The sequence below is a fragment of the Microbacterium sp. ZW T5_56 genome (genome assembly GCF_044987425.1).
Classification (GTDB): Bacteria; Actinomycetota; Actinomycetes; order Actinomycetales; family Microbacteriaceae; genus Microbacterium.
This window is the reverse complement of the sequence record NZ_JBJDRI010000001.1, coordinates 109,904-135,185: the sequence shown is the minus strand read 5'-3', so window position 1 is coordinate 135,185 and position 25,282 is coordinate 109,904. Positions and strand designations below refer to the sequence as shown.

Sequence of the window (25,282 nt, the reverse complement as noted above, 5' to 3'; positions counted from 1 at the left end):
ACTCTGGAGGAACAGTGCGGAAAGTCATCATCATCGGGTCGGGCCCTGCCGGATACACGGCGGCGATCTACACGGCTCGTGCAGGCCTGGAGCCTCTCGTCATCGCGAGCTCCGTGGAGGCGGGCGGCGAGCTGATGAAGACCACCGAGGTCGAGAACTTCCCCGGCTTCCCGGAGGGCATCATGGGCCCCGAGCTCATGGACCTCATGCAGAAGCAGGCCGAGAAGTTCGGTGCCGAGGTCGTGTACGACGACGTCGAGGATCTCGACCTCTCCGGTGACGTGAAGAAGGTCGTGCTCGGCAGCGGTCGCGAGGAGGAAGCCGAGACGGTCATCTACGCCACCGGCTCCGCGTACCGTCGCCTCGGACTGGAGTCCGAGGATCGCCTCAGCGGCTACGGCGTCTCCTGGTGCGCCACCTGCGACGGCTTCTTCTTCCGTGAGAAGACCATCGCCGTGGTCGGCGGTGGCGACTCCGCCATGGAAGAAGCCACGTTCCTCACTCGCTTCGCGGACAAGGTCTACGTGATCGTGCGCCGCGACTCGCTGCGCGCCTCCAAGATCATGCAGCAGCGCGCCATCGACAACCCCAAGATCGAGTTCATCTGGAACTCCGAGGTCGCCGACATTCATGGTGAGTCCGCGGTGACCGCGGTGACGCTGCGCAACACCGTCGACGGCACGCTCACCGAGCTGCCGCTCGAGGGCCTGTTCGTCGCGATCGGCAACGACCCGCGCACGCACCTGGTCCACTCCAAGCTGGACCTCACGGCCGAGGGCACCATCGCGGTGCAGGGACGCACGTCGCGCACCTCCATCCCCGGTGTGTTCGCCGCAGGTGATGTGGTCGACCCGTTTTACCGCCAGGCCGTCACGGCGGCCGCCAGCGGTACGGTGGCGGCGCTGGACGTCGAGCACTACCTCGCAGCACGCGAGGCCGGCGCAGAGGACCTGGTCACCATCGCGTGATGCCTGTCGGGAATGATCCAGCATCCTTCCCGGTTCTACCCATCGGGCTCTCGAAGCGTCAGCCCCAGATCAAGGAGATTCCGATATGACCGCTCAGGCGACTAGCTCGCAGACGTGGGATGCGGACGTCATCAAGGCCGAGGGTCCCGTGCTCGTGGACTTCTGGGCCGAGTGGTGCGGTCCGTGTCGCATGGTTTCGCCCATCCTCGACCAGATCGCTGCCGAGAACGAGGGCAAGATCACCATCCTCAAGCTCAACGTGGATGAGAACCCCGACCTGGCGATGAAGTACCAGATCACCTCCATCCCCGCGATGAAGGTGTTCAACGCCGGTCAGGTGGAGACCACCATCATCGGTGCCAAGGGCAAGCCGGCTCTCGAGGCCGACCTCGCCCCTTACCTGGCGTAAGCGCACGCGCAAAGGCCTCGGGTTCGCCCGGGGCCTTTCGGCGTACCCGGGGTGAGTTCCGCGAGGACGCTTCAGGTGTGCGCCGGGGGCTTCGATCCGGTCGGTGAAGTCGGGCTGTGGGGCTTTCGCCCGCAGGTCCAACGCGTCCGAGGAAGCCGGACCGCGGGAGGCCGACCTCGCCCCGCACCTCGCGTCATCCCACGCGTAAAGGCCTCGGGTCTTTGGCGTACCCAGTGAAGTTCCGGCGGGTCGCTTCAGGTTTGTGTGGGGCCTTGATCCGCCCAGTGAAACCGGGCTGTCGGTCACCTCAGTTTCGCCCGAAAGTTGACGCGCTCGGTGGAGCCGGACTGCAGGTCCCCTCGGCTCTCGCCAAAGCGTTGGACGTGCCTGTGGAAGTCGGACCTATGGGGTGCTTCAGGCCTTCGCCCGAGCGTCAGGCGTCCGTGACGGCCGAACCGCGAGCCGTCTCAGGCTTCAGAAGCGGCGTGGGACGAGCTATGCCTCGCCTCAGATCCGCGCCCCAAACCTCAATCGGAACCATCGAAGCGCAGCCACGGACGCCCCTGATGGACTGCCGATGGGAAGGACAACTGCCCCAGTGCCTATCGGGGCGGAACTGCCGAGGGTAGAAGTAGGGTGCCGTGCCCCCTACCGTCGTCGCGTTACCGTCTTCCAGCGACGATCATCCCGCGTCGACGCGTACCGTCGGATCCCACCGGCGATGCGTGTTGGTCTCGCCAAGCAGCTTCCACACTGCCGGCGTGAGCGGCGGGTAGTCGAGCGAAATATGACGCAGCACACGATAGTGACGCACCTGGTTCGGGCGGACGCCATCGTTGGCCTGGATGTTCTCCGCACGCAGCGTGTAGACGACGAGTTCGTCGACGCTCGGGAGCTCCTCCATGAAGTCCCAGGGATCCTCGCCGTTGCGGATGCGTTCGGCGATGAGCACGCTCAGTTCATCGATCGCCTCAGCGCGCAGCAGCTCCAGGCTGGCGCGTCGGCGGGGTTCGTACTCGGAAGTCATCCCTTCCAGACTACGACGAGGTGCCGACATCGGCTCCGGCGGGAGCCCTCGTTCGCGACGAGCGAGCGCGACTGCGATGCGGGGGAGCGGGTGGACGCTGCGGTTCTGGCGGCGGTACTGAGCTGCCGCTGCCATCACTCCTCCGGGCGTCTCAGCGGCCGTCTCAGCGCCGTCTCAGGCGCCGTCTCAGCGCCGCTGGTGCGCCTGCGGCTGGCTGGGCTCCCTATCACCGATTCATTGGGATGCCGCCCGTCCGTGGCCATTCCACGCACCACCCAATGTCTCGCTGCGCGCACCACGACCCGGACTCGGAACGTCCCGGCTCAGCTTCCTGCTCGCACCCGGACCCGCACCCCACGGACCCGCACCCCACGCCGGTGGGACAGCACTGTCACCTCAGAGGGTGACGTGACTGCCCCGGCTCGTGTCGCGAAACGCGGACAATGACGCGAAAGGAGGACGATCGCCTCGACTGCGTCCTCTTTTCGAGCAAATGCCCTCATCTGGCGACACGCTCAGGAGGAAGCACCCTGCTGCGATGGCCGAAGGCAACCTCCATGTGACCCCAGGACGCAAGATCTCAAGGCGGGCCTCCGAGCTCCGCCCGGGCTGCGGATTCAGAGCTTCGAGCCGACTGGGTCACGTCCCGTAGCGTGGTGCCAGAGTGGTCATCCCACGGTGGCCCATCAACGTCAACGATCATGAGAACCCCGGTGAGAATTGACACCACGCCATGCGACTCAGCCTCGGGCCGCGTGCTCAGAGCTCCGCCCTGGCTGGGGGTCCGGGGCCCCACGGCGCTGCGGGTTCAGGGCTCCGACAAGGCTGCGGGTTCACATCTCCGCTCGGGCTGCGGGCTCACACCTCCGCCGGGCTGCGGGCTCAGGGGTCGCCCGAAGCGGCCGACTCCGAGCCCCGCCCCGGCTCGCAGCCTCGGCCCCGAAGAACGCTCCCAGGACGCGATACGACGCCCCCAACCAGGCGTCCAGATCACTCCGCGCGCCCACGCGCATCGACACATAAATGCCGCTGATCAGGGAATTGATGTGCTACTTTGCAGCGCCGAACTCATCCTCACCGAGCTCGCCGAGAATGCGATTCAGGTCCTGAATGCTGGCAAACTCGATGCTGACCTGTCCCTTACGCGCGCCCAGGGCGATCTTGACGCGTGTGTTGAGGCGGTCGCCGAGGCGAGTCGCGACGTCGTCGAGGAACGCCCGCCGAGCGCCGGCGTGTGGCTTGGTGGCGCGACCGGTGGAGCCTTCGATGGTCTTGGCCGCAGACTCGGCCGCGCGTACGGAAAGGTCCTCGTTCACGATCTTGTCCGCGAGTCGAGACATAGCTTCGGGGGAGTCGAGCGAGAGGATGGCGCGTGCGTGTCCGGCAGACAGCACCCCGGCCGCGACGCGCTGCTGCACGGCCACGGGGAGTTTGAGGAGGCGCAGGGTGTTGGAGACCTGCGGACGCGAGCGGCCGATGCGGCTGGCGAGCTGCTCGTGCGTGATCCCGAAGTCATCGAGGAGCTGCTGATAGGCCGATGCTTCTTCCAGCGGGTTCAGCTCGGAGCGGTGGAGGTTCTCCAGCAGAGCGTCGCGCAGCAGATCGACGTCGTCGGTCTCACGGACGATGGCGGGGATGGTGGCCAGACCGGCTTCACGCGCAGCTCGCGTACGGCGCTCACCCATGATGAGCTCATAGCCGTTCCCCCCGGGCGCGGATCGCACGACCACCGGCTGTAGCACGCCGAACTCACGCACGGAGTGCACCAGTTCGGCAAGATCCTCCGCATCGAACACCGTTCGCGGCTGGCGCGGGTTCGGAACGATCGAGTGCGGGTCCACCTGAATCAGCGTGAGCCCAGGAACAGGCACGAGTTCGTCGTCGGCTGCCGGTGCCGGCTTCTCAGCTGTTTTCGGGGCCTTTGCCGCTGGCTTGCGCGCGGCAGGCTTCTTCGCGGCGGGCTCCGCTGCCGTGGACGCGTCCTGCGGCGGCGTGTTTGCAGCAGCCTCAGCGGCCTCAGCGGCCGCCTTGTTGGAGGCGTTGTTGTCGGGGAAGAAGACGTCTACGGGACGCGACTCGTTGGGCTCACTCGTGGGGATGAGTGCCCCGATTCCTCGTCCGAGGCCAGTACGCTTCGCCATCAGCGCGTCCCTTCTTTCGTTTCTGACGCGCTCCGCTGAACGATTTCGATAGCGGCTTCGCGATATGCGATGGCTCCGGCCGACTGGGGGTCGTAGGCGACCACCGTCTGCCCGAAGCTGGGGGCTTCCGATACGCGGACCGAACGCGGGATGACCGTGTCGAGAACTTGATCGGTGAAGTGTGAACGTACCTCATCCGCGACCTGCTGCGCGAGCCTGGTGCGGCCGTCATACATCGTCAGCAGGATGGTCGACACGTGAAGCGCGGGATTCAAGTGCTTCTGGATCATCTGCACGCTTCCGAGCAGCTGGCTGAGACCCTCGAGGGCGTAGTACTCGCACTGGATCGGGATGAAGACCTCGGTCGCGGCGGTGAACGCGTTGATCGTCAAGAGTCCGAGCGACGGAGGGCAGTCGATGATGACGAAGTCGATCGGTTGTTCGGAGGATTCAATGAACGTCGTGAGGGCGGTACGAAGCCGATGCTCTCGGGCCACCTGGGAGACGAGTTCGATCTCGGCACCAGCGAGGTGAATCGTACTGGGGGCACAGAGCAGGTTCGGCGATTCGGGACTCACCTGCACCACGTCGGCCAGGGGGAAGTCGTCGATCAGAACGTCGTAGATCGAGGCGGTGTCGGCGCTGTGGGGGATACCCAGCGCGGTCGACGCGTTGCCCTGGGGGTCAAGGTCGATCACCAGCACGCGACCGCCGACAGCAGCGATAGCCGCGGCGATGTTCACCGTCGTGGTCGTCTTGCCGACGCCACCCTTCTGGTTCGACACCGTCATGACGCGCGTACGGCCCGCGAACGACACGTCGGACTGCTCCAGTCGGCGGCGACGAGCGCTCAGATCCGCGAGCTCACGTGCGAGCGGGGTGTCGTCTCCGAAGCCGTCTGTCATGTCCGCGTTGGGGGACTGTTTCACGTGAAACACACTCCTTACGCGCGCGAATCCAGCACGTTCTACTCTATGCGATCCAACACGATTTGGCGCAGGTTTGCGGGGCCTCCATGGGTCTCATGCAGGTCTTCATCCCCGCTCAGGATGTCGTGTTCTCTATCCCGAATTGGGTGAGTGTGTGAAGTTGCTGGACAAGTAATCCACAGATCTATTCACAGTCGAACACACGTTCCAACCCCGGAATCCTGCGGAACCACACGTCACGGACGGCGACTTTCCCCAGATTCCTCCACAGGTAACAACAGGACGCTGGCGGCACGGTGATCATGAAGTGGACCTCCCATGATGTGCTCGACCGCCGGTGTCGGTGCGGGTGAGTGGGGGAGCCTTTGACGTACGTCAGCAGAGACGCGTTGATGGTCGATCGGCGGTGGCGGATGGCTCGCTTCGGTGCTTCGCGTAAAGGCACAACTGACGCCGCGGGTGAAATGCGATGCACTCCCGACGCTGAGGGGCGGGCGGCCTCTGCGTCGAAACTCGGGGGCAGTGTCGGGAGGAGAGCATCACGGTGCTCGATGATCCAAGCTCCCAGCTTCCACGCTGCGTCGCCAGGGCTATGCGACGGCGCTTTGCACTGCGACAGGGGCTTCCGCCGCAACCCCTCGCCCCGACGCTGCCTTCCGCTGCGCCAGTGGCGTTCGCCCCGACACGACGGTGATTTCCGCTCCGCCAGTAGCGTTCGTCCCGACAGTGCCCGCCGTCGCGACTGTGCCTTCCGTCGCGATGAGCGCGCGCGTGTCCCCTGGCACCTCGGTGTGGTTGGTCGCGTGCCATGAACCCGCCCGACGGCACATTCCGGCCCGGCCGACACACGCGTGACGACTTTGGGGGATCATGCCAGCGCGTTTCCACACATGGTCCCGCAGGTGGAAGAACGACCTTCCCCCGCTACGGCCGCGACGTCAGCACGCGGCTCCGCGCCACTTCGATGCCTTCGATGCCTTCGATGCCTTCGATGCCTTCGATGCCTTCGATGCCTTCGATGCCTTCGATGCCTTCGATGCCTTCGATGGATCTTTCCCGGTGATGTCGATGGATTCTCCCCGCTGGCATCAGGCCGCGACCGGGATGCATCTGCGGTGTTTCACGTGAAACATCCAGAGCTCGACAGATGGAGACAACGCCGGTGGGCAGTCACCGTAACTCGACCATCCCCCGGGCGCCACCGAGATTCTGACGGTGCCCGCCGGCGCTGTTCCCCGCTCTCGCCGAAGGTGGACATTGTGCCTGCGTCACAGTGCATCGCAGTCATGGGCAGTTCGCACAGCCGAGTCCAAGGCGTAGCCCGACCGCCACCGCGCGAGAGGCAGACGGTCGCGGCACCTTCGTATCTTGCCCGCTCCCATCCCGGGTGCCCACACCTCCGGACCGCGCCTCAGCCCCCGAGTTCTTCCGTCCTCATGCCGCCGGCGCCGGATTCCGGCACCGCGCACCGGGCACCGGGCGCCGACGAGGACCCGCACATGTCCCGAAGGACTGCTGCTGATTCCCACCACGAGACGAGGACGCACGTTCCTGGACAAAGACAGCGGACGCATCAGGTCTCATGTGCGGTCACCACCTCTCATCGCGATCACACTCGCTGGCCGCCGCGACGATCGGGACACGCCTCGACGAACACGATGCGCCGCCTGCCATTGAGCATGCACACCGACGGTGACATGGGGTGTTCACCATACAAGCTGCTGAACCCGCACCACTCCGGAATGGAGAATCGCCGGCAGATGGGGGAGTACGCGAAGGGAGCAGCAGCGCACCGGGACGTGGCCGCCTCACGTGACGTAACGCAGCGTGCAAACCCCTGCGAACGCCGTCAACAACTCGAAGACGGGCCCAATCTCACCGTATGGTGACGACACAGAACGGCGCCGCGACGCAAGGCGCCATGCCGGAAAGCACAGGCGGCTGGCTCAGGTGCCAGGGCTCGGATGCCAGCAAGCAGCCCGGCGAATCCGAGTCAGGAACCCGGAGGTGAACCGGCGAATGCGAGCACCCAGCTGTGCGTCCGCAGCGAATGGACCACCGGCAGACGGCTTTCTGGGCACGAGTCACGCCACGTCCCGAGTTCTGTCGTGCAGGGCCCGCTCCTCACGAGCGCTGAACAGTCAGCGTTGCCGAGCTCAAGCCTGGCTGGTGAGACTGCAGCCGCCACGGATCGCCTACGTTGGGCGTTGTCGAGTGATTGTTCTGAATGCAAGTCGGTGAACGCATCGCCTTCTGCACGGACGCAGTCCCGTTGACCAGGCATTCGGTCCAACAGGCAGTCGCCGCACTGCCCGCGGTGTGACCGCGAATGGTGCGTCGAAGGCAGGTCTATCGCGCCCCACTGGCATCTGCCGCAGGTAAGACTCAGGCTTGTAGCTCGACGCGGCCAACCCATTCTGATTGGCGACCGCTGGTGATGCGTTGAATCGGACAGGGCCCCGCGACGTGGCGGTCCCATTTCCTCAATAGCGCGATGTTTCACGTGAAACGCAGCGCAGCGGCGTCGGTAGCCTCCGAGCTAGCTCAAGAGGCCACAGGTGAAGGGGGCGCGAAGTGGTGGGCCGCCGGAGATCCCTACGACGGGTGGCAAGTCTCACGACACATGCGACAGCCCGGATCTACGGACGAGATCCGGAGCCTGCGAACAAGCCCGCGGAGCTGCGCAGGAGGCTCGGAACCTGGAAACAAGGCCCGCAACCCGCGCACAAGGCCCTGGAGCTGCGGGCAAGGCCCTAGAGCTGCGGAAGTGGCCCCGGGGTTGCGCACGATTCCCGAACTTCCGCACCATCCCCGAGCCTCCACATGAGCCCGAACCTGCGCGTGAGCCCGAACGTGCACATGAGTCCGGAACCTGCAGACAAGGCCCTGGAACCTGCGGAAGTCGCCTCAGAGCTGCGCTCGATTCCCGAACTTCCGCACCATTCCCGAACCTGCACATGAGTCCGAACTCGCACATGAGTTCGGAACCTGCAGACAAGGCCCTGGAATCTGCGCGCGAGTTCGAGCCTGCGGACAGGACAGGGAACTGCGGACGGGACCCGGAACTGCGGACGAGACCAGAACCCTGGACGAGACGAGAACCCGCGGACGAGACCGAAGCCCACGGACGCGGCGCGGTCCGGGAGCAGCGGCGATTGGAGGTTGCGGGAAACAACACCGGCACCACCGGAGCGCTGGGATCCGCAGTGAAGAGCCGTGACCGAGAATGGATCGTATGCGCCCCGCTAGCTATTGGGGGAGGCTCTGTCCACGAACACACACGCCGGGGCGTGCATGCCTGCCTTTCGCATTGGTCCCAATCTGTTCATTGCTATGCGATGCCCAGGCAAACGCAGTAGGCCCTTCCGATGCGGTAGCGGATGTTCCACGTGAAACATCCGAGAGTCACGTGGCCCGCGCCCGACGACAGCCACTCCTATCACTCGGCGACATGACGCGAGTCTCGTTGAGCGGCCGTACGTGGCGATCGGCGCAAGCACTCGTCGCAATGGATAACATCCTGAAGCGCGACCTCGTGCACCTCGCACGGCACCAGCGACAGCCTGTTTCACGTGAAACATTGGCTGGGAGAGACGCGCAATCGTCAGGCTCACAAGGCGTAGACCGGCCACTGCGCCGCAATTGCGATCGATACCCAGAGCGTCGACGCCCGCAGGATTGTTTCACGTGAAACAGATCGATGGGTGGGACTCGATGCGGCGTCGCACCTCGCGTGAGTTTCGGGCGGGAGTGATGGGCTGGTTCGAGCGCCTGTCGAGGATGTGAATTTGTCCGTCGTCCAAAACGACCGTGGCCACTCACGCGCCTATACACCGCGGGCGGGCGCCAATGTTGGGGCGGCCAGTCCCTCCCTGAGGTCTGTGCACACACGCATCCCGACGTGCTTCATCTGGATGAACGCATTGCCTCGAGAAGCGGTGCAGTCGACGTCACACTGACGGCGCTGGGCGCTTCGCGTCAACATCCTTCACATCCACCGACACCAGGCGCACCACCTGTGATCGCCGCGGTCGGCACTGAACCGGACGTGGCATTGTTTCACGTGGAACATCGCCGTGCACAACCACGGCGGATCAGCCCTCCCCTCGCCGGCACGCGAGGGACAGAGGCGGACACGCACACGGACACAACCACAACTAGGCACAGGCACAGGCGCAGCTACAGGCACGGCTACAGCTACAGACACAGGCACAGGCACAGGCACAGGCACAGGCACAAGACGCGGAGCGGGCGCGCAACCCCATCACGTCCGCGCCGGGCACGCGCATCGAACAGCTCATTGGTTCGCGAACACTCGACCCATCTCCACTGATCGGCATCAACCCACCGCTTGATCGATGATGTGACCTCTGATCTCCGTCGGGCCGTTTCACGTGAAACGGCCCACAGGGCAGGCCGCGCGATAACCAAGCCACTGCCTCAGAATAAGCGAATTCGAGTCGCCACGCTCACCTGGCCCACGACTAACAAGCCTCTACGCCGCCGCACGCGTTGGCATTGAAACGGGGGAGAGGTGTCCTGCACCCGCACGGACAGCGCTGATCGGCCACGGATAGGCGCCCGTGGAGCACTCGTCGGGCCCTGATGCCACAGGCCGAGCGGTGCAGGCGCAGTGCGCGACCTCCTCCAAGGTCGAGTCCAACGCCGTGCCGCGCGTGGCGTAGCGGTGACCCTAGAACATGACCAGGGCCCGCTCAAATGCGCGACCATAGCGCGCCTTCATTGCGCTGAGACTCAGCCTCTCTCGCCCCAGGCCGTCAACCTCAGCAGAGGCTTCAATTCTTGCCCCGACAGCAGGTAGCCAGCTCACCGCACCTCATTCGAAGCTACCGCTCGATCACTGGCTCAGCACCCCAAGCTTGCAAGGCGCCGCGGAAGCCCATGAACGAACAACCCGGCGTGACCCACTACCACCCGCGCACCGTAGCGATGGGCGATGGAGATGAGACCACATGCGCCCGGTCCGGGTCCGACAGTCCGCGTCCTCCACCCCATCCGACAGCTAGTCCGGCAGGGGGTCCGGCACACCGCGTCCGGCGCACCGTCAGACACCCCGTATCCGGCACCCGTCAGGAACACCGCGTCGGGCACACCGCGTCCGGCACCCTTCGTCCAGCACCCTTCGTCACTCACACCGCACTCGACACCCTGCGCACTTCGCCGGGGCCCTGCGTCTCGCTTCGCTCACTCAGCAACCGGCGGATCGACAAGCGCGGGCGTGAAGTGCTGAAGACCAAGTCGACCGAACCGGATGGTCCCGCCCCATGCCGTACTGAACGAAGCAGGGCAGACCAAGCGTACCGAGCAGAGCCGCGCCACACGCGGCGCGCCGAGTCGCGTTGGGCCGTCCCGATGCAGACCGGCCGAGGCGACCGGCTGACGCAGACCAACCGACGCAAACCAACCGAAGCAGACCAACCGGCGCAAACCAGCCGAAGCAAACCTGGCCAACCGCTAACCGGACCAACGCCAACCGGACCAACGCCAACCGGACCGACACTAACCAGACCGACACTAACCGGACGGAGGCGAGCTCGGCCGGGCAGAATGACGCCGACACTAATGTCGATCCACTTCCGGGTTCTCGACATGAGACACACCCCGACACCACACCTGCCAGAACGAGCCCGCCGGAGTTCGCACGCGATCGTCAGCCCGCGAGGCGAGCGAATGCGGGCGTCGCAGCAACGGCGACGCAACCGAGCTGTTGACGATCAATCCGCCGAACAGGACGGGGCGGCCACGATCAGTCCCACACGGGAACGTCGTCGAGAGGTGCACGTCGGGACGACGCTCGATAGTCCGTGCGGCCAAATCGGAGCCGTGTGGTAACACCGCTCGGTGAGGCCGCACCCATCCGCCGCTCAACGAACGAGGAGACGAGCACACCGTGTGACGACGTCGATCGCCGGACCGTGCCACTCGTGAAGGACGGGCACGAAGGTGGTTGCCGTCCCACGCCGATGACGATCGACCGTGCCACCGCCATCGCTCTCTCGATCGACACCGCGCCGGCAGCGACGTTCGATCGGACCGGAAACAGCACCCCGGACATCCACCCGCGTATTGAACGAAGCCCAATCACGAACATCCGCCGAACCCGGGTCAAAGACCCGAATGCACGATGGACCCCAGGTCCACCGTGCATTCAAATCGCGGAGAATCGCTCCCACAGAGCCAGATTCGCGACAAACACCCGTTGACCAGGGATTTATCGAACTGTAGCCCGAACCACGCGTGTGGTCTCGGAGAGGATGCCTTCGCCGAGCACCTCGATCCGCACGTCAGAGAGCTTGAACTTGCGGATGGGCTTCTCGGCCGCCGCGATCTCGTTCGGTGCCGACGTCCCCTTGAAGAGGATCAGCTCACCGCCATCTCGAACCAGGGGAGCGGTAAACGGGATGAGGGTACGAAGCGCGCTGACTGCGCGCGCCGTCACCGAGTCGAACGTGCCGTCATCACCGAACTCCTCGCCGCGCCCACGGAAGATGGTGACGTTCGTCAGACCGAGCGCCTCGGTCTGCTCGGTGAGCCAGGAGACCCGACGCTCCATCGGCTCGATGAGCGTGAACTCGACATCGGGCCGGGCGATAGCCAGCACGAGACCCGGGAGACCTGCGCCGGATCCGACGTCGGCGACGTGACCCGAGAAGAGCGGAGCGCCGATCGCGCTGTTGAGAATGTGTCGCGTCCACAGACGAGGGAGCTCGAGCGGACCGATGAGTCCGCGCTCCTCACCCTCGGCGGCCAGGGCCGCAGTGAAACGTCGGGCCAGATCGATGCGATCGCCGAACAGCTGCACCGCCGCAGCCGGCTCGGTCTCCACCGCAGCGGCGGCGCCCTCGTCACCCACAGTCAGGCGCGACGGATCACGGTGTGACGATCAGCGCCCTCACCGTACGACTCGGACACGAGGCCGCGATCGGCCACGATGTCGTGCACCAACTTGCGCTCGTACGACGACATCGAAGGCAGGGAGGCCTGTGAGGCGCCCTCGTCGAGACGCGCGATCGCCCGCTCCACCAAGGCGGTGAGCTCGATCTGCCGAGCATCGCGGGAGCCGCCGACATCGAGGATCACGCGTGAGAAGCGCCCGGTCTTGCTCTGCACCGCCAGGCGCGTGAGCTCCTGCAGCGCCTGGACGGTGTCGGAGTCGGACAGCACGCGCAGCGTGTCGTCGTCCGACTCCACCGAGACGTAGGCGCGACCCTGGCGAACATCGAGCTCGAGGTCACCCTCGATATCGGCGATGTCGAGCAGACCCTCGATGTAGTCCGCCGCGATGTCGCCCTCTTCTTCGAGCTGAGCGACAGTCGCCGGAGTGCGGTCGTCGGAGACGGGGGAATCAGTCATGAGGTCATCTCCTACTTCGACGAATCGTCGGAATCTGTGGATCGGGTCTCCGGTGAGGTACCCGGCTGCTTCTGCGCCTGCTTCTTGGCACGGTTCTTGCCCATCGGCTGCTGACGCTTCGGCTGCTGAGCCTTCAGACGCTCTGCCTCTTCGTACAGGCGCTGCTGCTCAGCCTCGTGGTCGGCAATCGAGATGATGTTGCCCTTCGGGTCGAGCGTCTTGCCCTTGCGCTCCAGACGCGCCACACGCTCCTTCCACGCCTCCGAGTTCGGAGTGGGAAGGTTGCGGATCACGATGAACTGCTGAGCCATGGTCCACAGGTTCGACACGAACCAGTAGATGACGACACCGAGCGGGAAGAAGACACCCGAGAAGACGAAGGCGAACGGCAGGATGAAGAGCATGATGCGCTGCATCTGGTAGGCCTGGCCGGTCTTGGCCTCGGGGGAGAGGTTCTTCGAGATGATCTGCAGCTGCGTGATGAACTGCGACGCGATCATCAGGACCACCAGGATCACGAGGATCGTGACGGTGACCTGCCAGCCCTCGGTGTGCTTGGTCCACGCGTCGACCAGAGAGTCATGCAGGGAGGCGACATCGAAGAGCTTCGCGTCATTGAACTTCTGGGTGAGCTCAGGCGAGAGCCAGAACACACCGCCCTTGCCGGCGTCGGCGTGAGCCTTCACATCGCGCAGCACCGAGAACAGGGAGAAGAAGATCGGCATCTGCACGAGGATCGGCAGACACCCGGAGATCGGGCTGGTGCCGTGCTTCTTGTACAGCGCCATGGTCTCGCGACTCATCGCCTCCCGAGAAAGCTGGTCGCGCTTGCCCCGGTACTTGTCCTGGATCTTCTTCATCTCAGGCGCGATTTCCATCATGCGCCGTTGAGACTTGATCTGCTTCACCATCAGTGGGACGAGGGCAGCACGCACCACGATCACCAGACCGACGATGGAGAGCACCCAGGTCAGACCGCCGGCCGGGTTCATTCCCACGGTGGAGAACAGCCAGTGCCAGGCGACCAGGATGAGCTCGACGACCCACTTCAGCGGCCAGAGAACGATGCTGATGAGGTCGAACCCACCACCCGCATCAGCGGAAGAAGAGGGGCTCGGCGTGGCGCTCGCCGCGGCGAACAGGAGATTCGTCACGAAGCGGTCCTTTCTGCGGGGGAGGGAACGACGAACCCACGCGAGGTGAGTCCGTAGTGGAAGTGCTTGTGCGGGCGGACATCGTCGACGCCACCCAAAGACCAGGGGTTGCAGCGAAGGATCCGCCACACGGCGAGGACCATGCCCTTCACAGCACCGTGCTGCTGGACGGCGCCCACGCCGTAGGCCGAGCAGGACGGGTAGTACTTGCACACCTCGCCGTACAGCGGCGAGATCACCTTGCGGTAGGCGAACAGGAACGCGAGGGTCGCGTCGCGAGGCCACAACGGGATCGAGCGGAAGAAGTCACGACCCGTGAAGCGAGCCGTGCCGGTGTAAGCGCCGGGAAGGACGCTCATGATGCGCGCTTGTCGAGGCAGCGGACGACCTCATCACGCAGCTCCGGAAAACCGGTGCCGGCAGACGACGGAAGGGCGCGGATGACAACATCCGCGCCCGATCGCACGGAGGGCAGAGCCTCCGCGCAAATGGCCTTCAACCGACGGCGCACAGTATTGCGCACCACGGCACCACCCACCTGCTTGCTCACGATGAACCCGAAGCGTGCCGGACGATCCTCACCGGAGTGAATCACGTAGGTCACGGTCGATGGGCCCGCGCATCGACCTCCCCGACGGACGACCGACTTGTAGTCGGCGCCGCGGGTGAGACGATGCGGACGCGCGAGCACCGAGGGTGTTACGCCGAGAGCTCGACGCGGCCCTTGCCGCGACGTGCCGCCAGGATGGCACGGCCGGCGCGGGTGCGCATGCGGGCACGGAAGCCGTGCTTCTTGGCGCGACGACGGTTGTTCGGCTGGAAAGTGCGCTTGCTCATAGTGTTAACTCCGGAAGTGCTGTCACCCGGGATCACTGCGACCGGAGACGTGCGGACAAAGGCTCATGCCTTAACAGGCACAAGTCAACCGATCTAGGCTACGTCGAGTGGGTGCTTCCGTGCAAACCAGCGGGCGGAACAGACAATTATCCCCAGGTGATGCCCAGTCGATCACAGCGACGCGCACCGAGTTCCCACAAGGAAGTTTGCTCTCTCCGGGCCACTCGTTTAGCGTGTCTCCAGCACGAGTTATCCACAGGTCCACCCCGACGTGACCGGCAGCCGTGCCGAGATCCGACCAATTCAGGGGGACGAACATGACGCAGCAGGAGATTCCAGATGTACCCGTCTGGCGGGCGGTGCTTGCACACCTGGAGACGGACGAGCGGGTCACTCCCCAGCTACGCGGGTTCCTGAATCTCGCCGTTGCCCAAGGGATCATGGGCGGGACCCTCTACCTGGATGTTCCCAACGACCTCACGGCCGTGCAGATCAAGCGCATCCGCGCCTCCATCCTGGAGGCACTCGCCACCGTGGATGCCCAGCCGCCCGCCAGCACGTTCCGCGTGGTGGTCAACCCGGAGCTGGAGAACCTGCCGCTTGCGGCGGCTCCCGATGAGATCGCACCCGTCATCGAGTCACCGTCCACACCGGCGCCCTCGCAGGCCGCGGTGCCCTCTTTCACCTCGCGCAGCGATACCCGACTGAACCCGAAGTACACCTTCGACAACTTCGTCATCGGCCAGTCCAACCGCTTCGCCCACGCCGCGGCGGTCGCCGTCGCGGAGGCGCCGGCCAAGGCTTACAACCCGCTGTTCATCTACGGCGACTCCGGACTCGGCAAGACCCACCTCCTCCACGCCATCGGCGACTACGCGATCAGCATGTACGCCGGGGTGCGGGTGCGATACGTGTCCAGCGAGGAGTTCACGAACGACTTCATCAACTCGATCGCCAACAACCGCGGTGCCGCCTTCCAGGCGCGATACCGCGATGTCGACATCCTGCTGATCGACGACATCCAGTTTCTGCAGGGACGCGCGGAGACGCAGGAGGCGTTCTTCCACACGTTCAACACCCTGCACGACCACGACAAGCAGGTGGTCATCACTTCCGATGTCGCACCGAAGCTGCTCACCGGGTTCGAAGACCGCATGCGCAGCCGGTTCGAGTGGGGTCTGATCACCGATGTGCAGGCTCCCGACCTGGAGACGCGTATCGCGATCCTCCGGAAGAAGGCACAGAGCGAGCGCCTGCAGATCCCCGACGAAGTGCTCGAGTACATCGCCACGGTGGTCTCCTCGAACATCCGTGAGCTCGAGGGCGCCTTGATCCGGGTCTCGGCGTTCGCGAGCCTCAACCGATCGAGCCTCGACATCACGCTGGCCCAGACGGTGCTGCGCGACATCATCGATCAGACCGAGACCAACGTGATCTCGCCGACCGACATCATCAACGCGACGGCGGCGTACTTCAAACTGAGCGTCGACGACCTCTACGGCTCGAGCCGGTCGCAGGCGGTCGCCACGGCACGGCAGATCGCGATGTATCTGTGCCGGGAGCGAACGAGCCTGTCGCTGCCCAAGATCGGTCAGCTCTTCGGCGGCCGCGACCACACCACCGTCATGTACGCGTACAAGAAGATCAGCGACCTGATGAAGGAACGTCGCTCGATCTTCAACCAGGTGAGCGAGATCACCACGCAGCTCGGTCGTCGCTGACGCGCCGGACCCCGAGTCCTGAGCGAGCGCAGGCGAGACGCTGACGAGGCACGCCCAGCAGGTCGCTTGCTCTCGGCTGGGCGTGCGGAGTTAACCGGGCCGAGTTAACCCGAGGGTTAACAGGTTCATCCACAGCACTGCCGGTTCACCACGTTGCCACAGCGGGTACATGCGACCGCCTCACGCACTCTCCTTCACGATCCCCGAAACCGTGGTGGGACGCGGAAAAACGCGGCAGATCGACACCTCGTCGCGCCCTGGCGCACGTGCGACACGCCACAGAATCGCCCTGTGGATAACCTGTGGACAACTCAAGCGATACGGTGGGTGATTGTGAGCGATTTCGAGCGGCCTGTGGAGAACTCCCGAGTTAACCCGTTCCCGTCGATCGTTGATTTCCCGGGGCTTTCCACCGCTCTCAACAGGTGCCTTGAGTCGCAATCCCTTGTCTCGACTAGGAAGCACTGAGTTATCCACAGTCTCCACAGGCGTTAACACTGTTAACCAGATCTCTCTCAATGAATCCCCGTTCGATCACCTTGGGGATGGTGGGGGTCCCAGAGGCGTTGCGGCGTCTTCGGTCATGGACTCCGGAGGCACGGGCACTACCATGGGAAACCCGGGAACCGGGATGAGCAGAGGGAGCAGTCGTGAAGTTCCACGTCAATCGTGATGTCTTCAGCGAAGCTGTGTCGTTCGTGGTGAAGCTGCTGCCGCAGCGCAACCCCCAGCCGATCCTGGCGGGCGTATTGATCGAGGCCACCGAGTCGGGTCTGTCTCTGTCGGCGTTCGACTACGAGGCTTCCGCACGCACCACGATCGACGCCACTGTTGACGAGCCCGGCACGATCCTTGTGCACGGTCGTCTGCTCTCCGACATCGCCAGCCGACTCCCGAATGCCCCGATCCAGATCGCGGTCGAGGATGACGGAACCATCGTGCTCACCTGTGGTTCGGCTCGGTTCACGCTGGCGGCGATGCCCGTCGCCGAGTACCCGGCGATCCCCGAGGTCACTGGTGAGTCCGGTCTCGTTCCGGCGGAGGACTTCGCCACCGCCATCGCGCAGGTCGGTTTCGCTGCATCCCGAGACGATGTCACCCCGGTCCTGACCGGTGTGCTGCTCGAGGTCAGTGGCACACAGCTCAGCCTGGTCGCCACCGACCGGTACCGTGTGGCCGTCCGCGACATCGCCTGGGACGGACAGGCCGCCGACACCAGCGCTCTGGTGCCGGCGCGCACCCTGCAGGAGGTCGGCAAGACGTTCTCACACGGTGACACCATCTCGGTTGCCTTCTCCGGTTCGTCCGATCGGGAGATCATCGCCTTCACCGCCGGCAACAAGACCGTCACGTCGCTGCTCATCAAGGGCAACTTCCCGCCCGTGCGTCGTCTGTTCCCGGAGCAGACCGAGCACTACGCGGTCGTCAACACCGCCGATCTGATGGAAGCTGTGCGTCGCGTGGCGCTCGTCCTGGATCGCTCCGCGCCGCTGCGCTTCACGTTCACCGCCGACGGGGTCACCATGGACGCCTCGGGCAACGAGCAGGCTCGGGCGTCTGAGATGGTCGACGCCACGCTCACCGGCGGCGACGATGTCACGCTGGGCCTCAACCCGCAGTACCTGCAGGACGCCCTGTCCGCGGTGCGCAGCGAGTTCACGCGCATCACGTTCACCTCCAGCGACAACGCGAACAAGCTGAGCCCGGTGCTCATCACCGCGCAGACGTCGGTGGAGGGTGCCGGCGGCGACAACTTCAAGTACCTGCTGCAGCCGAACCTGCTGCTGCGCTGAGTCGCGATGCTGACGCGCCGGCTCGCTCAGAACGGCGTGACCCGCTCACGCCGTTCTGCGATGGCGCTCGGAGACCGTTGACGCATGTTCGTGGAGCATCTCAGCCTCACTGACTTCCGCAACTATGAGCACGCGGATGTCCCGTTGGCGCCCGGTTCGAACGTGTTCGTCGGTCGCAACGGGCAGGGCAAGACGAATCTCGCCGAATCGATCGCGTATCTGGCGACGCTCGGCTCGCACCGCGTCTCCGCCGACGCTCCCATGGTGCGAAACGGCACGGACGCCGCCTTCGTGCGTGCCCGTCTCGCCCACGGTGAACGTCGGGTTCAGCTCGAACTGCAGTTGAACAAGCAAGGAACCAACCGCGCGCGCATCAACGGATCGCCCGTCAAGCCCGCCGAGCTGCCGCGTTACGCACACGTGGTGCTCTTCGCGCCGGAGGACCTGCAGATCGTCCGCGGTGAGCCATCGTCACGTCGGCGCTTCACGGATCAGCTCCTCATCCAGCGTCGCCCGCGGATGGCGTCGATCATCGCCGACTATGAGCGCGTCGTCCGCCAGCGCAACGCCCTGCTGAAGTCCGCCCGCGCGCGCGGAGTCCGCGGGGAGGGTCTGTCCACGTTGGAGGTCTGGGACGAGAAGCTCGTGGCGCTCGGATCCCAGCTCATCGACGCGCGGGCGGCCCTGGCCCAGGAACTGGCGGCTCCGCTGGCCGATGCCTATACGGCCATTGCGGGTGAGAACCACCATCCCGGTCTGGGGTGGGCGCTCTCGATCACCGGTGCGCAGCCGGAGGATGACGAGCTCTCTGACGAGACAGCGACGGACGGCAGCACAGCCGACCTCTTCCGTGCCGCGCTCGCCGCGAAACGATCTGCCGAGCTGGATCGCGGTCTCACTCTCGTGGGCCCCCACCGCGATGACCTTCTCCTCCAGGTGCGCGGACTGCCGGTCAAGGGATACGCATCGCACGGTGAATCGTGGTCGGTCGCTCTTGCGCTCCGCTTGGCCTCGGCGCAGCTTCTGCGCGAGGAGACCGGCGTGGGCGACCCGGTGCTGATCCTGGATGATGTGTTCGCCGAACTCGACGCGGATCGTCGTCGCCGATTGGCTGATCTCGTGGCGGACTATGAGCAGGTCATCATCACCTCCGCGGTGGAAGAGGATGTGCCGACCGGGCTGCGGGCCCGTACAGTGCGGGTGCAGCACGGCACGATCGTCGGGATCGATGAAGCGACGCGGGACGACGCCGATGAGTGACAACGAGGTCCCAGAAACGCTGGCTACCTATCTGCGACTGCGCGGGTTGAAGGCTCCCCAACGACGCAAGCGCCGTACGCTGATCGATCCGACGGATGCGAACGCGCCGTTCATGCCCGGTCGTGACCCGCAGGGGCTGGGCGACGCGCTGGCCGCGCTCACCAAGCAGGCGGGGTGGAACCCGCAGCTGGCGCAGGAGGATCTGCTGCTGCAGTGGCCGGACGTGGCCGGTCCCGACACCGCAGCACACACCGAGGCCGTCTCCTACGTGAACGGGGTCCTCACCGTGCGCTGCGACACCACAGCCTGGACCAAGCAGCTCCAACTGATGCGTTCGCACATCCTCACGCAGATCCAGTTGCAGCACCCGGAGGCGGGCGTGCAGAGCATCCGCTTTCTCGGGCCGGACGTCCCCTCATGGAATTGGGGCCCCAGAACGGCTCCAGGGCGCGGCCCGCGCGATACCTACGGCTGACCCACGTACGATCCCCTGCGTGACGATTCTGAGAGCGCACAGGCGCGTTCAGGGCACTTCCGAGCTGCTTTCTTGATAGCATGGAGGTTGCCTTTGGAAGATCTGGAGCAACCTGAGCGATGACGTCTGACACCCCTGAAAACCAGCCGGAGAGAACGACCGACGCACAGGGGACGAGCGCAACCCCCACCGGCGACTACGGAGCCGATGCGATCCAGATCCTGGAGGGTTTGGAAGCCGTCCGCAAGCGCCCGGGTATGTACATCGGATCCACGGGGCCGCGCGGTCTGCACCACCTGGTGTACGAGATCGTCGACAACTCGGTGGACGAGGCGCTCGCCGGCTTCGCCGACAACATCGATGTGACGATCTTCGCGGATGGTGGCATCCGTGTGATCGACAACGGTCGGGGTATCCCGGTGGATCCGCACGCGTCCGATCCCACGAAGTCCACTGTCGAGGTGGTCCTCACCATCCTGCACGCCGGTGGAAAGTTCGGTGGCGGCGGGTACGCGGTCTCCGGCGGTCTGCACGGCGTCGGCTCGTCCGTGGTGAACGCGCTGTCCACGCGCTTCGAGGTGGAGGTGCGCCGCCAGGGGTACGCGTGGCGACAGACCTTCAGCAACGGCGGTGTGCCCGAAGGTCCGCTGGAGAAGGGCGAGGAGACCGAGGACACCGGAACGCACATCACGTTCTGGCCGGACCCGACGATCTTCACCGAGACCACGGATTTCGACTACGACACGCTGCGCACCCGCTTCCAGCAGATGGCCTTCCTGAACAAGGGGCTGCGCATCGCGCTGCGCGACGAGCGCGATGCCAGCGCCTACGAGAAGGACCTCGGCGAGGGCAAGCGCGAGATGGTCCAGCCCACCGATGTCTTCCACTACGAGCGCGGCCTGACCGACTACGTCGAATACCTCAACCGCGTCCGCAAGGCGGATGCCGTCAACGACGAGATCATCGACTTCGAGTCGGAGAGCAACGAGCGGAAGATCTCCCTCGAGGTGGCCATGCAGTGGACCACGTCATATACGGAGAACGTCTTCACCTACGCCAACACCATCAACACGCACGAGGGTGGAACGCACGAGGAGGGCTTCCGTGCCGCGCTGACCACGCTGGTGAACCGCTACGCGCGCGCCAACAACCTCCTCAAGGAGAAGGACGACAACCTCACGGGTGAGGACATCCGCGAGGGCCTCACCGCCGTCATCTCCGTGAAGCTCTCCGAGCCGCAGTTCGAGGGACAGACCAAGACCAAGCTCGGCAACACCGAGGCGAAGGCGTTCGTTCAGAAGGTTGTCGGCGATGAGCTGGGCGACTGGTTCGAGCGCAATCCGGCGCAGGCGAAGAACGTGATCCGCAAGGCGATCGATGCGGCGTCCGCGCGCATGGCGGCGCGTCGCGCTCGCGAGACCGCGCGCCGCAAGAGCGTGTTCGAGTCGGCCGCAATGCCCGACAAGCTCAAGGACTGCACCAGCAAGGATCCGTCGATCTCCGAGATCTTCCTGGTGGAGGGTGACTCCGCTGGTGGGTCCGCGGTGCAGGGTCGCGACCCGCACACGCAGGCCATCCTCTCGCTGCGCGGAAAGATCCTCAACGTCGAGCGCGCGCGTCTCGACAAGGCGCTCGCGAACCGCGAGGTCCAGGCGATGATCCAGGCCTTCGGCACGGGCATCGGCGAGGACTTCAACATCGACAAGGCGCGGTACCACAAGATCGTACTGATGGCCGATGCCGACGTCGACGGTCAGCACATCACCACGCTGCTGCTGACCATGCTGTTCCGCTTCATGCGCGGACTCATCGAGGCGGGCTTCGTGTACCTTGCGATGCCGCCGCTGTACCGCCTGAAGTGGACCCAGGGCGAGCACGAGTACGTGTTCAGCGATGAGGAGCGCGACGCTCGTACGGCCGCGGGATACGCCGACGGTCGGAAGCTCCCGAAGGACGCCGGCATCCAGCGGTACAAGGGTCTCGGCGAGATGAACCCGAGCGAGCTGTGGGAAACCACCATGAACCACTCCACGCGCACGTTGCGACAGGTGACCATCGAGGACGCCGCCGCCGCCGACGAGATCTTCTCGGTGCTGATGGGCGAGGACGTCGAGTCCCGCCGAGACTTCATCCAGCGAAACGCCAAGGACGTCCGCTTCCTGGACATCTGATCCGGAAGCCCACGACGCCCTGCCCACGACGCAGAACTGACGAACGAAGAGAACGAACATGACGGACGAGAACGGCGAGAACATCGTCGACGGGCACGACCACGGCAAGATCGACCAGGTCGACCTGCAGCTGGAGATGCAGCGCAGCTACCTGGACTACGCGATGGCGGTCATCATCGGTCGCGCGCTGCCGGACGTCCGTGACGGCCTGAAGCCGGTGCACCGTCGCGTGATCTACGCGATGTATGACGGCGGCTACCGTCCGGACAAGAAGTTCTCCAAGTGCGCCCGCGTCGTCGGCGAGGTGATGGGTCAGTACCACCCGCACGGTGACTCGGCCATCTACGACGCTCTGGTCCGTCTCGTCCAGCCGTGGTCGCTGCGCTACCCGCTCGCGCTGGGTCAGGGCAACTTCGGCTCGCCCGGCAACATGGGTGCGGCCGCTCCGCGGTACACCGAGACCAAGATGGCGCCGCTCGCGCTGGAGATGGTCCGAGACATCGAAGAAGACACCGTCGACTTCACCGAGAACTACGACGGTGAGACCCAGGAGCCCACGGTCCTTCCGGCCCGGTTCCCGAACCTGCTGGTCAACGGCTCCGTCGGCATCGCCGTGGGTATGGCCACGAACATCCCGCCACACAACCTCCGCGAGGTCGCGGCTGGTGCGCAGTGGGTGCTCGCCAACCCCGAAGCTACGCGCGAGGAGACGCTGGACGCGCTCATGGAGCGCATCCCCGGTCCGGATTTCCCGACCGGTGCGCAGATTCTCGGTACCAAGGGCATCAAGGAGGCGTACCGCACCGGTCGCGGTTCCATCACGATGCGTGCCGTGGTCAACATCGAGGAGATCCAGGGTCGCACCTGCCTCGTGATCACCGAGCTGCCGTACCAGGTGAACCCCGACAACCTCGCGGTGAAGGTCGGCGACCTGGCCCGCGAAGGCAAGATCACCGGCATCGCGGACATCCGCGACGAGACCTCGGACCGCACCGGTCAGCGCCTCGTGATCGTGCTCAAGCGCGATGCCGTGGCGAAGGTCGTGCTCAACAATCTCTACAAGCACACGTCGCTGCAGGAGAACTTCGGCGCCAACATGCTGGCGATCGTCGACGGCGTTCCTCGTACGCTGCCGCTGGATGGCTTCGTCACGCTGTGGGTGGCGCACCAGATGGATGTCATCCGTCGCCGCACCGCATACCGTCTGGCGCAGGCTGAGAAGCGCATGCACATCCTCGATGGCCTCCTCAAAGCGCTCGACGCTCTGGACGAGGTCATCGCCCTGATTCGTCGTTCGTCGACCACCGCCGAGGCGAATGAGGGTCTGCAGGCGCTGCTGGACATCGATGATCTCCAGGCTGACGCCATTCTGCAGCTGCAGCTGCGTCGTCTCGCGGCGCTCGAGCGCCAGAAGATAATCGACGAGGCCAACGAGCTGCGTGCGAAGATCGCGGACTATAAGGACATCCTCGCCTCAGACGCGCGTCAGCGAACAATCGTGTCGGAGGAGCTCACCGCGATCGTCGACAAGTTCGGCGATGAGCGTCGCACGCACATCCTGCACGGCTATGACGGCGACATGAGCGTCGAGGATCTGATCCCCGAGGAGGAGATGGTCATCACCGTCACCCGCGGCGGATACATCAAGCGGACGCGCAGCGACAACTACCGCCAGCAGCACCGCGGCGGCAAGGGCGTGAAGGGTGCACAGCTGCGTGCCGACGACGTGGTGGAGCACTTCTTCGTCACGACCACGCACCACTGGCTGCTGATCTTCACCGACAAGGGCCGGGTGTACCGCACCAAGGCGTACGAGATCCCGGAGGCCGGTCGTGACGCGAAGGGCTCGCACATCGCGAACCTCCTCGCCATGCAGCCGGACGAGCAGATCCGTCAGATCCTCGACCTGCGCGACTACACGTCGGCCGAGTACCTGGTGCTCGCCACGCGTCAGGGCCGCATCAAGAAGACGGCGCTCAGCGACTACGACACCAACCGTCAGGCCGGTGTCATCGCCATCCGTCTGCGTGAGGACGATGAGGTCGTCTCGGCGCTCGCGGTGAACGGCGATGACGACATCCTGCTGATCTCGCGCCACGGCATGTCGGTCCGCTTCACGGCGGACGACGACACGCTGCGTCCGATGGGCCGCACCACAGAGGGCGTCGGCGGCATGAAGTTCCGTGGGGACGACAGCCTCCTGTCCGCCTCGGTCGTGGCATCGGAGAGCTTCGTGTTCGTGGTCACCGAGGGTGGCTACGCGAAGCGGACCGCTGTGAGCGAATATCGGGTCCAGGGACGCAACGGTTTGGGCATCAAGGTGGCCAAGCTGAACGATGACCGTGGAGAACTTGCGGGCGGCCTGATCGTCGCCGAGGACGACGAGGTTCTCGTGGTTCTTGCCAGTGGCAAGGTGGTACGCTCTGCCGTGGCCGAGGTCCCGGCGAAGGGCCGTGACACCATGGGTGTGGTCTTCGCCCGGCTGGGCAAGGACGATCGGATTCTCGCCATCGCTCGCAACAGCGAGCGGGGTCTCGGCGATGAAGAAGACGAATCGAACACCGAGTCGTCCGAGACGTCCGGAGAGGGTGCTGAATGAGCACGGTAGCTGACAAGCTCGCCAAGAAGTCGAGCAACAAGTCCAGCACGAAGCAGGTGCGCCTGCGGCTGGTCTACATCGACTTCTGGTCTGCGGTGAAGCTCTCGTTCCTGGCGGCCGTCGCGGTCGCGGTCGTGACTGTCGTGATGTTCTTCCTGATCTACACGGTGGTCTCCACCACCGGTGTGGTGGACACGGTCTCCTCGCTGATTGCGAGCCTGAGCCCGTCGTTCGTGCTGAAGAGCTACCTGGGCCTGCCGCAGGTGATGGCCTTCGGTGCGGTGGTCGCGATCATCAACCTGATCGTGGTGACAGTGCTCGGCGCCATCGCCGCCGCTGTCTACAACCTCGCGGTCAAGGTGACCGGCGGCCTCCTGGTCGGCTTCACCTCCAACTGACACGAACGAAGCGCCCCTTCCCGCCG

Annotated in this window: 19 protein-coding genes; 9 read left to right on the top strand and 10 right to left on the bottom strand. The window is 65.0% G+C overall.

Translation table 11 applies throughout. The annotated features are described in order from the left end of the window. The first annotated feature begins 14 nt into the window (after positions 1 to 14). Together trxB and trxA are read left to right on the top strand one after the other, a co-directional pair. The gene (gene trxB / locus ACI3KU_RS00600) at positions 15 to 968 is read left to right on the top strand and encodes a thioredoxin-disulfide reductase (RefSeq protein ID WP_404920489.1); all 954 of its coding nucleotides are present in this window, start codon (positions 15 to 17) and stop codon (positions 966 to 968) included. Positions 969 to 1,053: 85 nt separating this feature from the next. Next, positions 1,054 to 1,377: a thioredoxin gene (trxA, locus tag ACI3KU_RS00595; protein ID WP_404920339.1), complete on the top strand. Its 324-nt coding sequence runs from the start codon at positions 1,054 to 1,056 to the stop codon at positions 1,375 to 1,377. Between the two features lie 682 nt (positions 1,378 to 2,059). Here the strand turns inward: trxA and ACI3KU_RS00590 are convergent. The 10 genes from ACI3KU_RS00590 to rpmH form a co-directional block, all read right to left on the bottom strand. Beyond that, a complete protein-coding gene (locus ACI3KU_RS00590) occupies positions 2,060 to 2,404 on the bottom strand; it encodes a tryptophan synthase subunit alpha (protein ID WP_404920338.1) in 345 nt (114 codons plus the stop codon). Positions 2,405 to 3,453: 1,049 nt separating this feature from the next. Next, positions 3,454 to 4,545: a ParB/RepB/Spo0J family partition protein gene (locus tag ACI3KU_RS00585; protein WP_404920337.1), complete on the bottom strand. Its 1,092-nt coding sequence runs from the start codon at positions 4,543 to 4,545 to the stop codon at positions 3,454 to 3,456. Then, the gene (locus tag ACI3KU_RS00580) at positions 4,545 to 5,450 is read right to left on the bottom strand and encodes a ParA family protein (RefSeq protein ID WP_404920488.1); all 906 of its coding nucleotides are present in this window, start codon (positions 5,448 to 5,450) and stop codon (positions 4,545 to 4,547) included. The genes ACI3KU_RS00585 and ACI3KU_RS00580 overlap by 1 nt, the downstream gene beginning before the upstream one ends. A 948-nt stretch (positions 5,451 to 6,398) precedes the next feature. Then, on the bottom strand, positions 6,399 to 6,584 hold the full coding sequence (locus tag ACI3KU_RS00575; protein WP_404920336.1) for a hypothetical protein: 186 nt from the start codon (positions 6,582 to 6,584) through the stop codon (positions 6,399 to 6,401). A 5,122-nt stretch (positions 6,585 to 11,706) separates the two neighbouring features. After that, positions 11,707 to 12,348 (bottom strand): 16S rRNA (guanine(527)-N(7))-methyltransferase RsmG, encoded by a 642-nt coding sequence (gene rsmG, locus ACI3KU_RS00570; RefSeq protein WP_404920335.1) that lies wholly within the window; start codon positions 12,346 to 12,348, stop codon positions 11,707 to 11,709. Positions 12,349 to 12,350: 2 nt separating this feature from the next. Beyond that, complete coding sequence (locus ACI3KU_RS00565; protein ID WP_404920334.1) at positions 12,351 to 12,848, bottom strand: protein jag; 498 nt, start codon at positions 12,846 to 12,848, stop codon at positions 12,351 to 12,353. 11 nt (positions 12,849 to 12,859) lie between these two features. Next, a complete protein-coding gene (yidC, locus tag ACI3KU_RS00560) occupies positions 12,860 to 14,002 on the bottom strand; it encodes a membrane protein insertase YidC (protein ID WP_404920333.1) in 1,143 nt (380 codons plus the stop codon). After that, positions 13,999 to 14,361, bottom strand: a complete 363-nt coding sequence (gene yidD / locus ACI3KU_RS00555) for a membrane protein insertion efficiency factor YidD (protein WP_404920332.1) — start codon at positions 14,359 to 14,361, stop codon at positions 13,999 to 14,001. Before yidD ends, yidC begins: the two co-directional genes overlap by 4 nt. Further along, positions 14,358 to 14,693, bottom strand: coding sequence for a ribonuclease P protein component (gene rnpA / locus ACI3KU_RS00550; RefSeq protein WP_404920331.1), 336 nt, complete (start codon positions 14,691 to 14,693; stop codon positions 14,358 to 14,360). Before rnpA ends, yidD begins: the two co-directional genes overlap by 4 nt. Before the next feature lie 8 nt (positions 14,694 to 14,701). Further along, positions 14,702 to 14,839, bottom strand: a complete 138-nt coding sequence (rpmH, locus tag ACI3KU_RS00545) for a 50S ribosomal protein L34 (RefSeq protein WP_156242570.1) — start codon at positions 14,837 to 14,839, stop codon at positions 14,702 to 14,704. Positions 14,840 to 15,156: 317 nt separating this feature from the next. Here rpmH and dnaA point away from each other — a divergent pair, with 317 nt between their 5' ends. From dnaA to ACI3KU_RS00510, 7 genes are all read left to right on the top strand, one after another. Beyond that, positions 15,157 to 16,560 (top strand): chromosomal replication initiator protein DnaA, encoded by a 1,404-nt coding sequence (gene dnaA, locus ACI3KU_RS00540; protein WP_404920330.1) that lies wholly within the window; start codon positions 15,157 to 15,159, stop codon positions 16,558 to 16,560. Between the two features lie 650 nt (positions 16,561 to 17,210). Beyond that, positions 17,211 to 18,353 (top strand): DNA polymerase III subunit beta, encoded by a 1,143-nt coding sequence (gene dnaN, locus ACI3KU_RS00535; RefSeq protein ID WP_404920329.1) that lies wholly within the window; start codon positions 17,211 to 17,213, stop codon positions 18,351 to 18,353. An 84-nt stretch (positions 18,354 to 18,437) separates the two neighbouring features. Beyond that, positions 18,438 to 19,613, top strand: coding sequence for a DNA replication/repair protein RecF (recF, locus tag ACI3KU_RS00530; RefSeq protein WP_404920328.1), 1,176 nt, complete (start codon positions 18,438 to 18,440; stop codon positions 19,611 to 19,613). Continuing rightward, the gene (locus ACI3KU_RS00525; protein WP_404920327.1) at positions 19,606 to 20,088 is read left to right on the top strand and encodes a DUF721 domain-containing protein; all 483 of its coding nucleotides are present in this window, start codon (positions 19,606 to 19,608) and stop codon (positions 20,086 to 20,088) included. The genes recF and ACI3KU_RS00525 overlap by 8 nt, the downstream gene beginning before the upstream one ends. A 119-nt stretch (positions 20,089 to 20,207) precedes the next feature. After that, positions 20,208 to 22,259, top strand: a complete 2,052-nt coding sequence (gene gyrB, locus ACI3KU_RS00520; RefSeq protein ID WP_404920326.1) for a DNA topoisomerase (ATP-hydrolyzing) subunit B — start codon at positions 20,208 to 20,210, stop codon at positions 22,257 to 22,259. Between the two features lie 58 nt (positions 22,260 to 22,317). Further along, complete coding sequence (gene gyrA / locus ACI3KU_RS00515; protein ID WP_404920325.1) at positions 22,318 to 24,858, top strand: DNA gyrase subunit A; 2,541 nt, start codon at positions 22,318 to 22,320, stop codon at positions 24,856 to 24,858. Then, the gene (locus tag ACI3KU_RS00510; RefSeq protein WP_404920324.1) at positions 24,855 to 25,256 is read left to right on the top strand and encodes a DUF3566 domain-containing protein; all 402 of its coding nucleotides are present in this window, start codon (positions 24,855 to 24,857) and stop codon (positions 25,254 to 25,256) included. Before gyrA ends, ACI3KU_RS00510 begins: the two co-directional genes overlap by 4 nt. Positions 25,257 to 25,282: the final 26 nt, after the last annotated feature.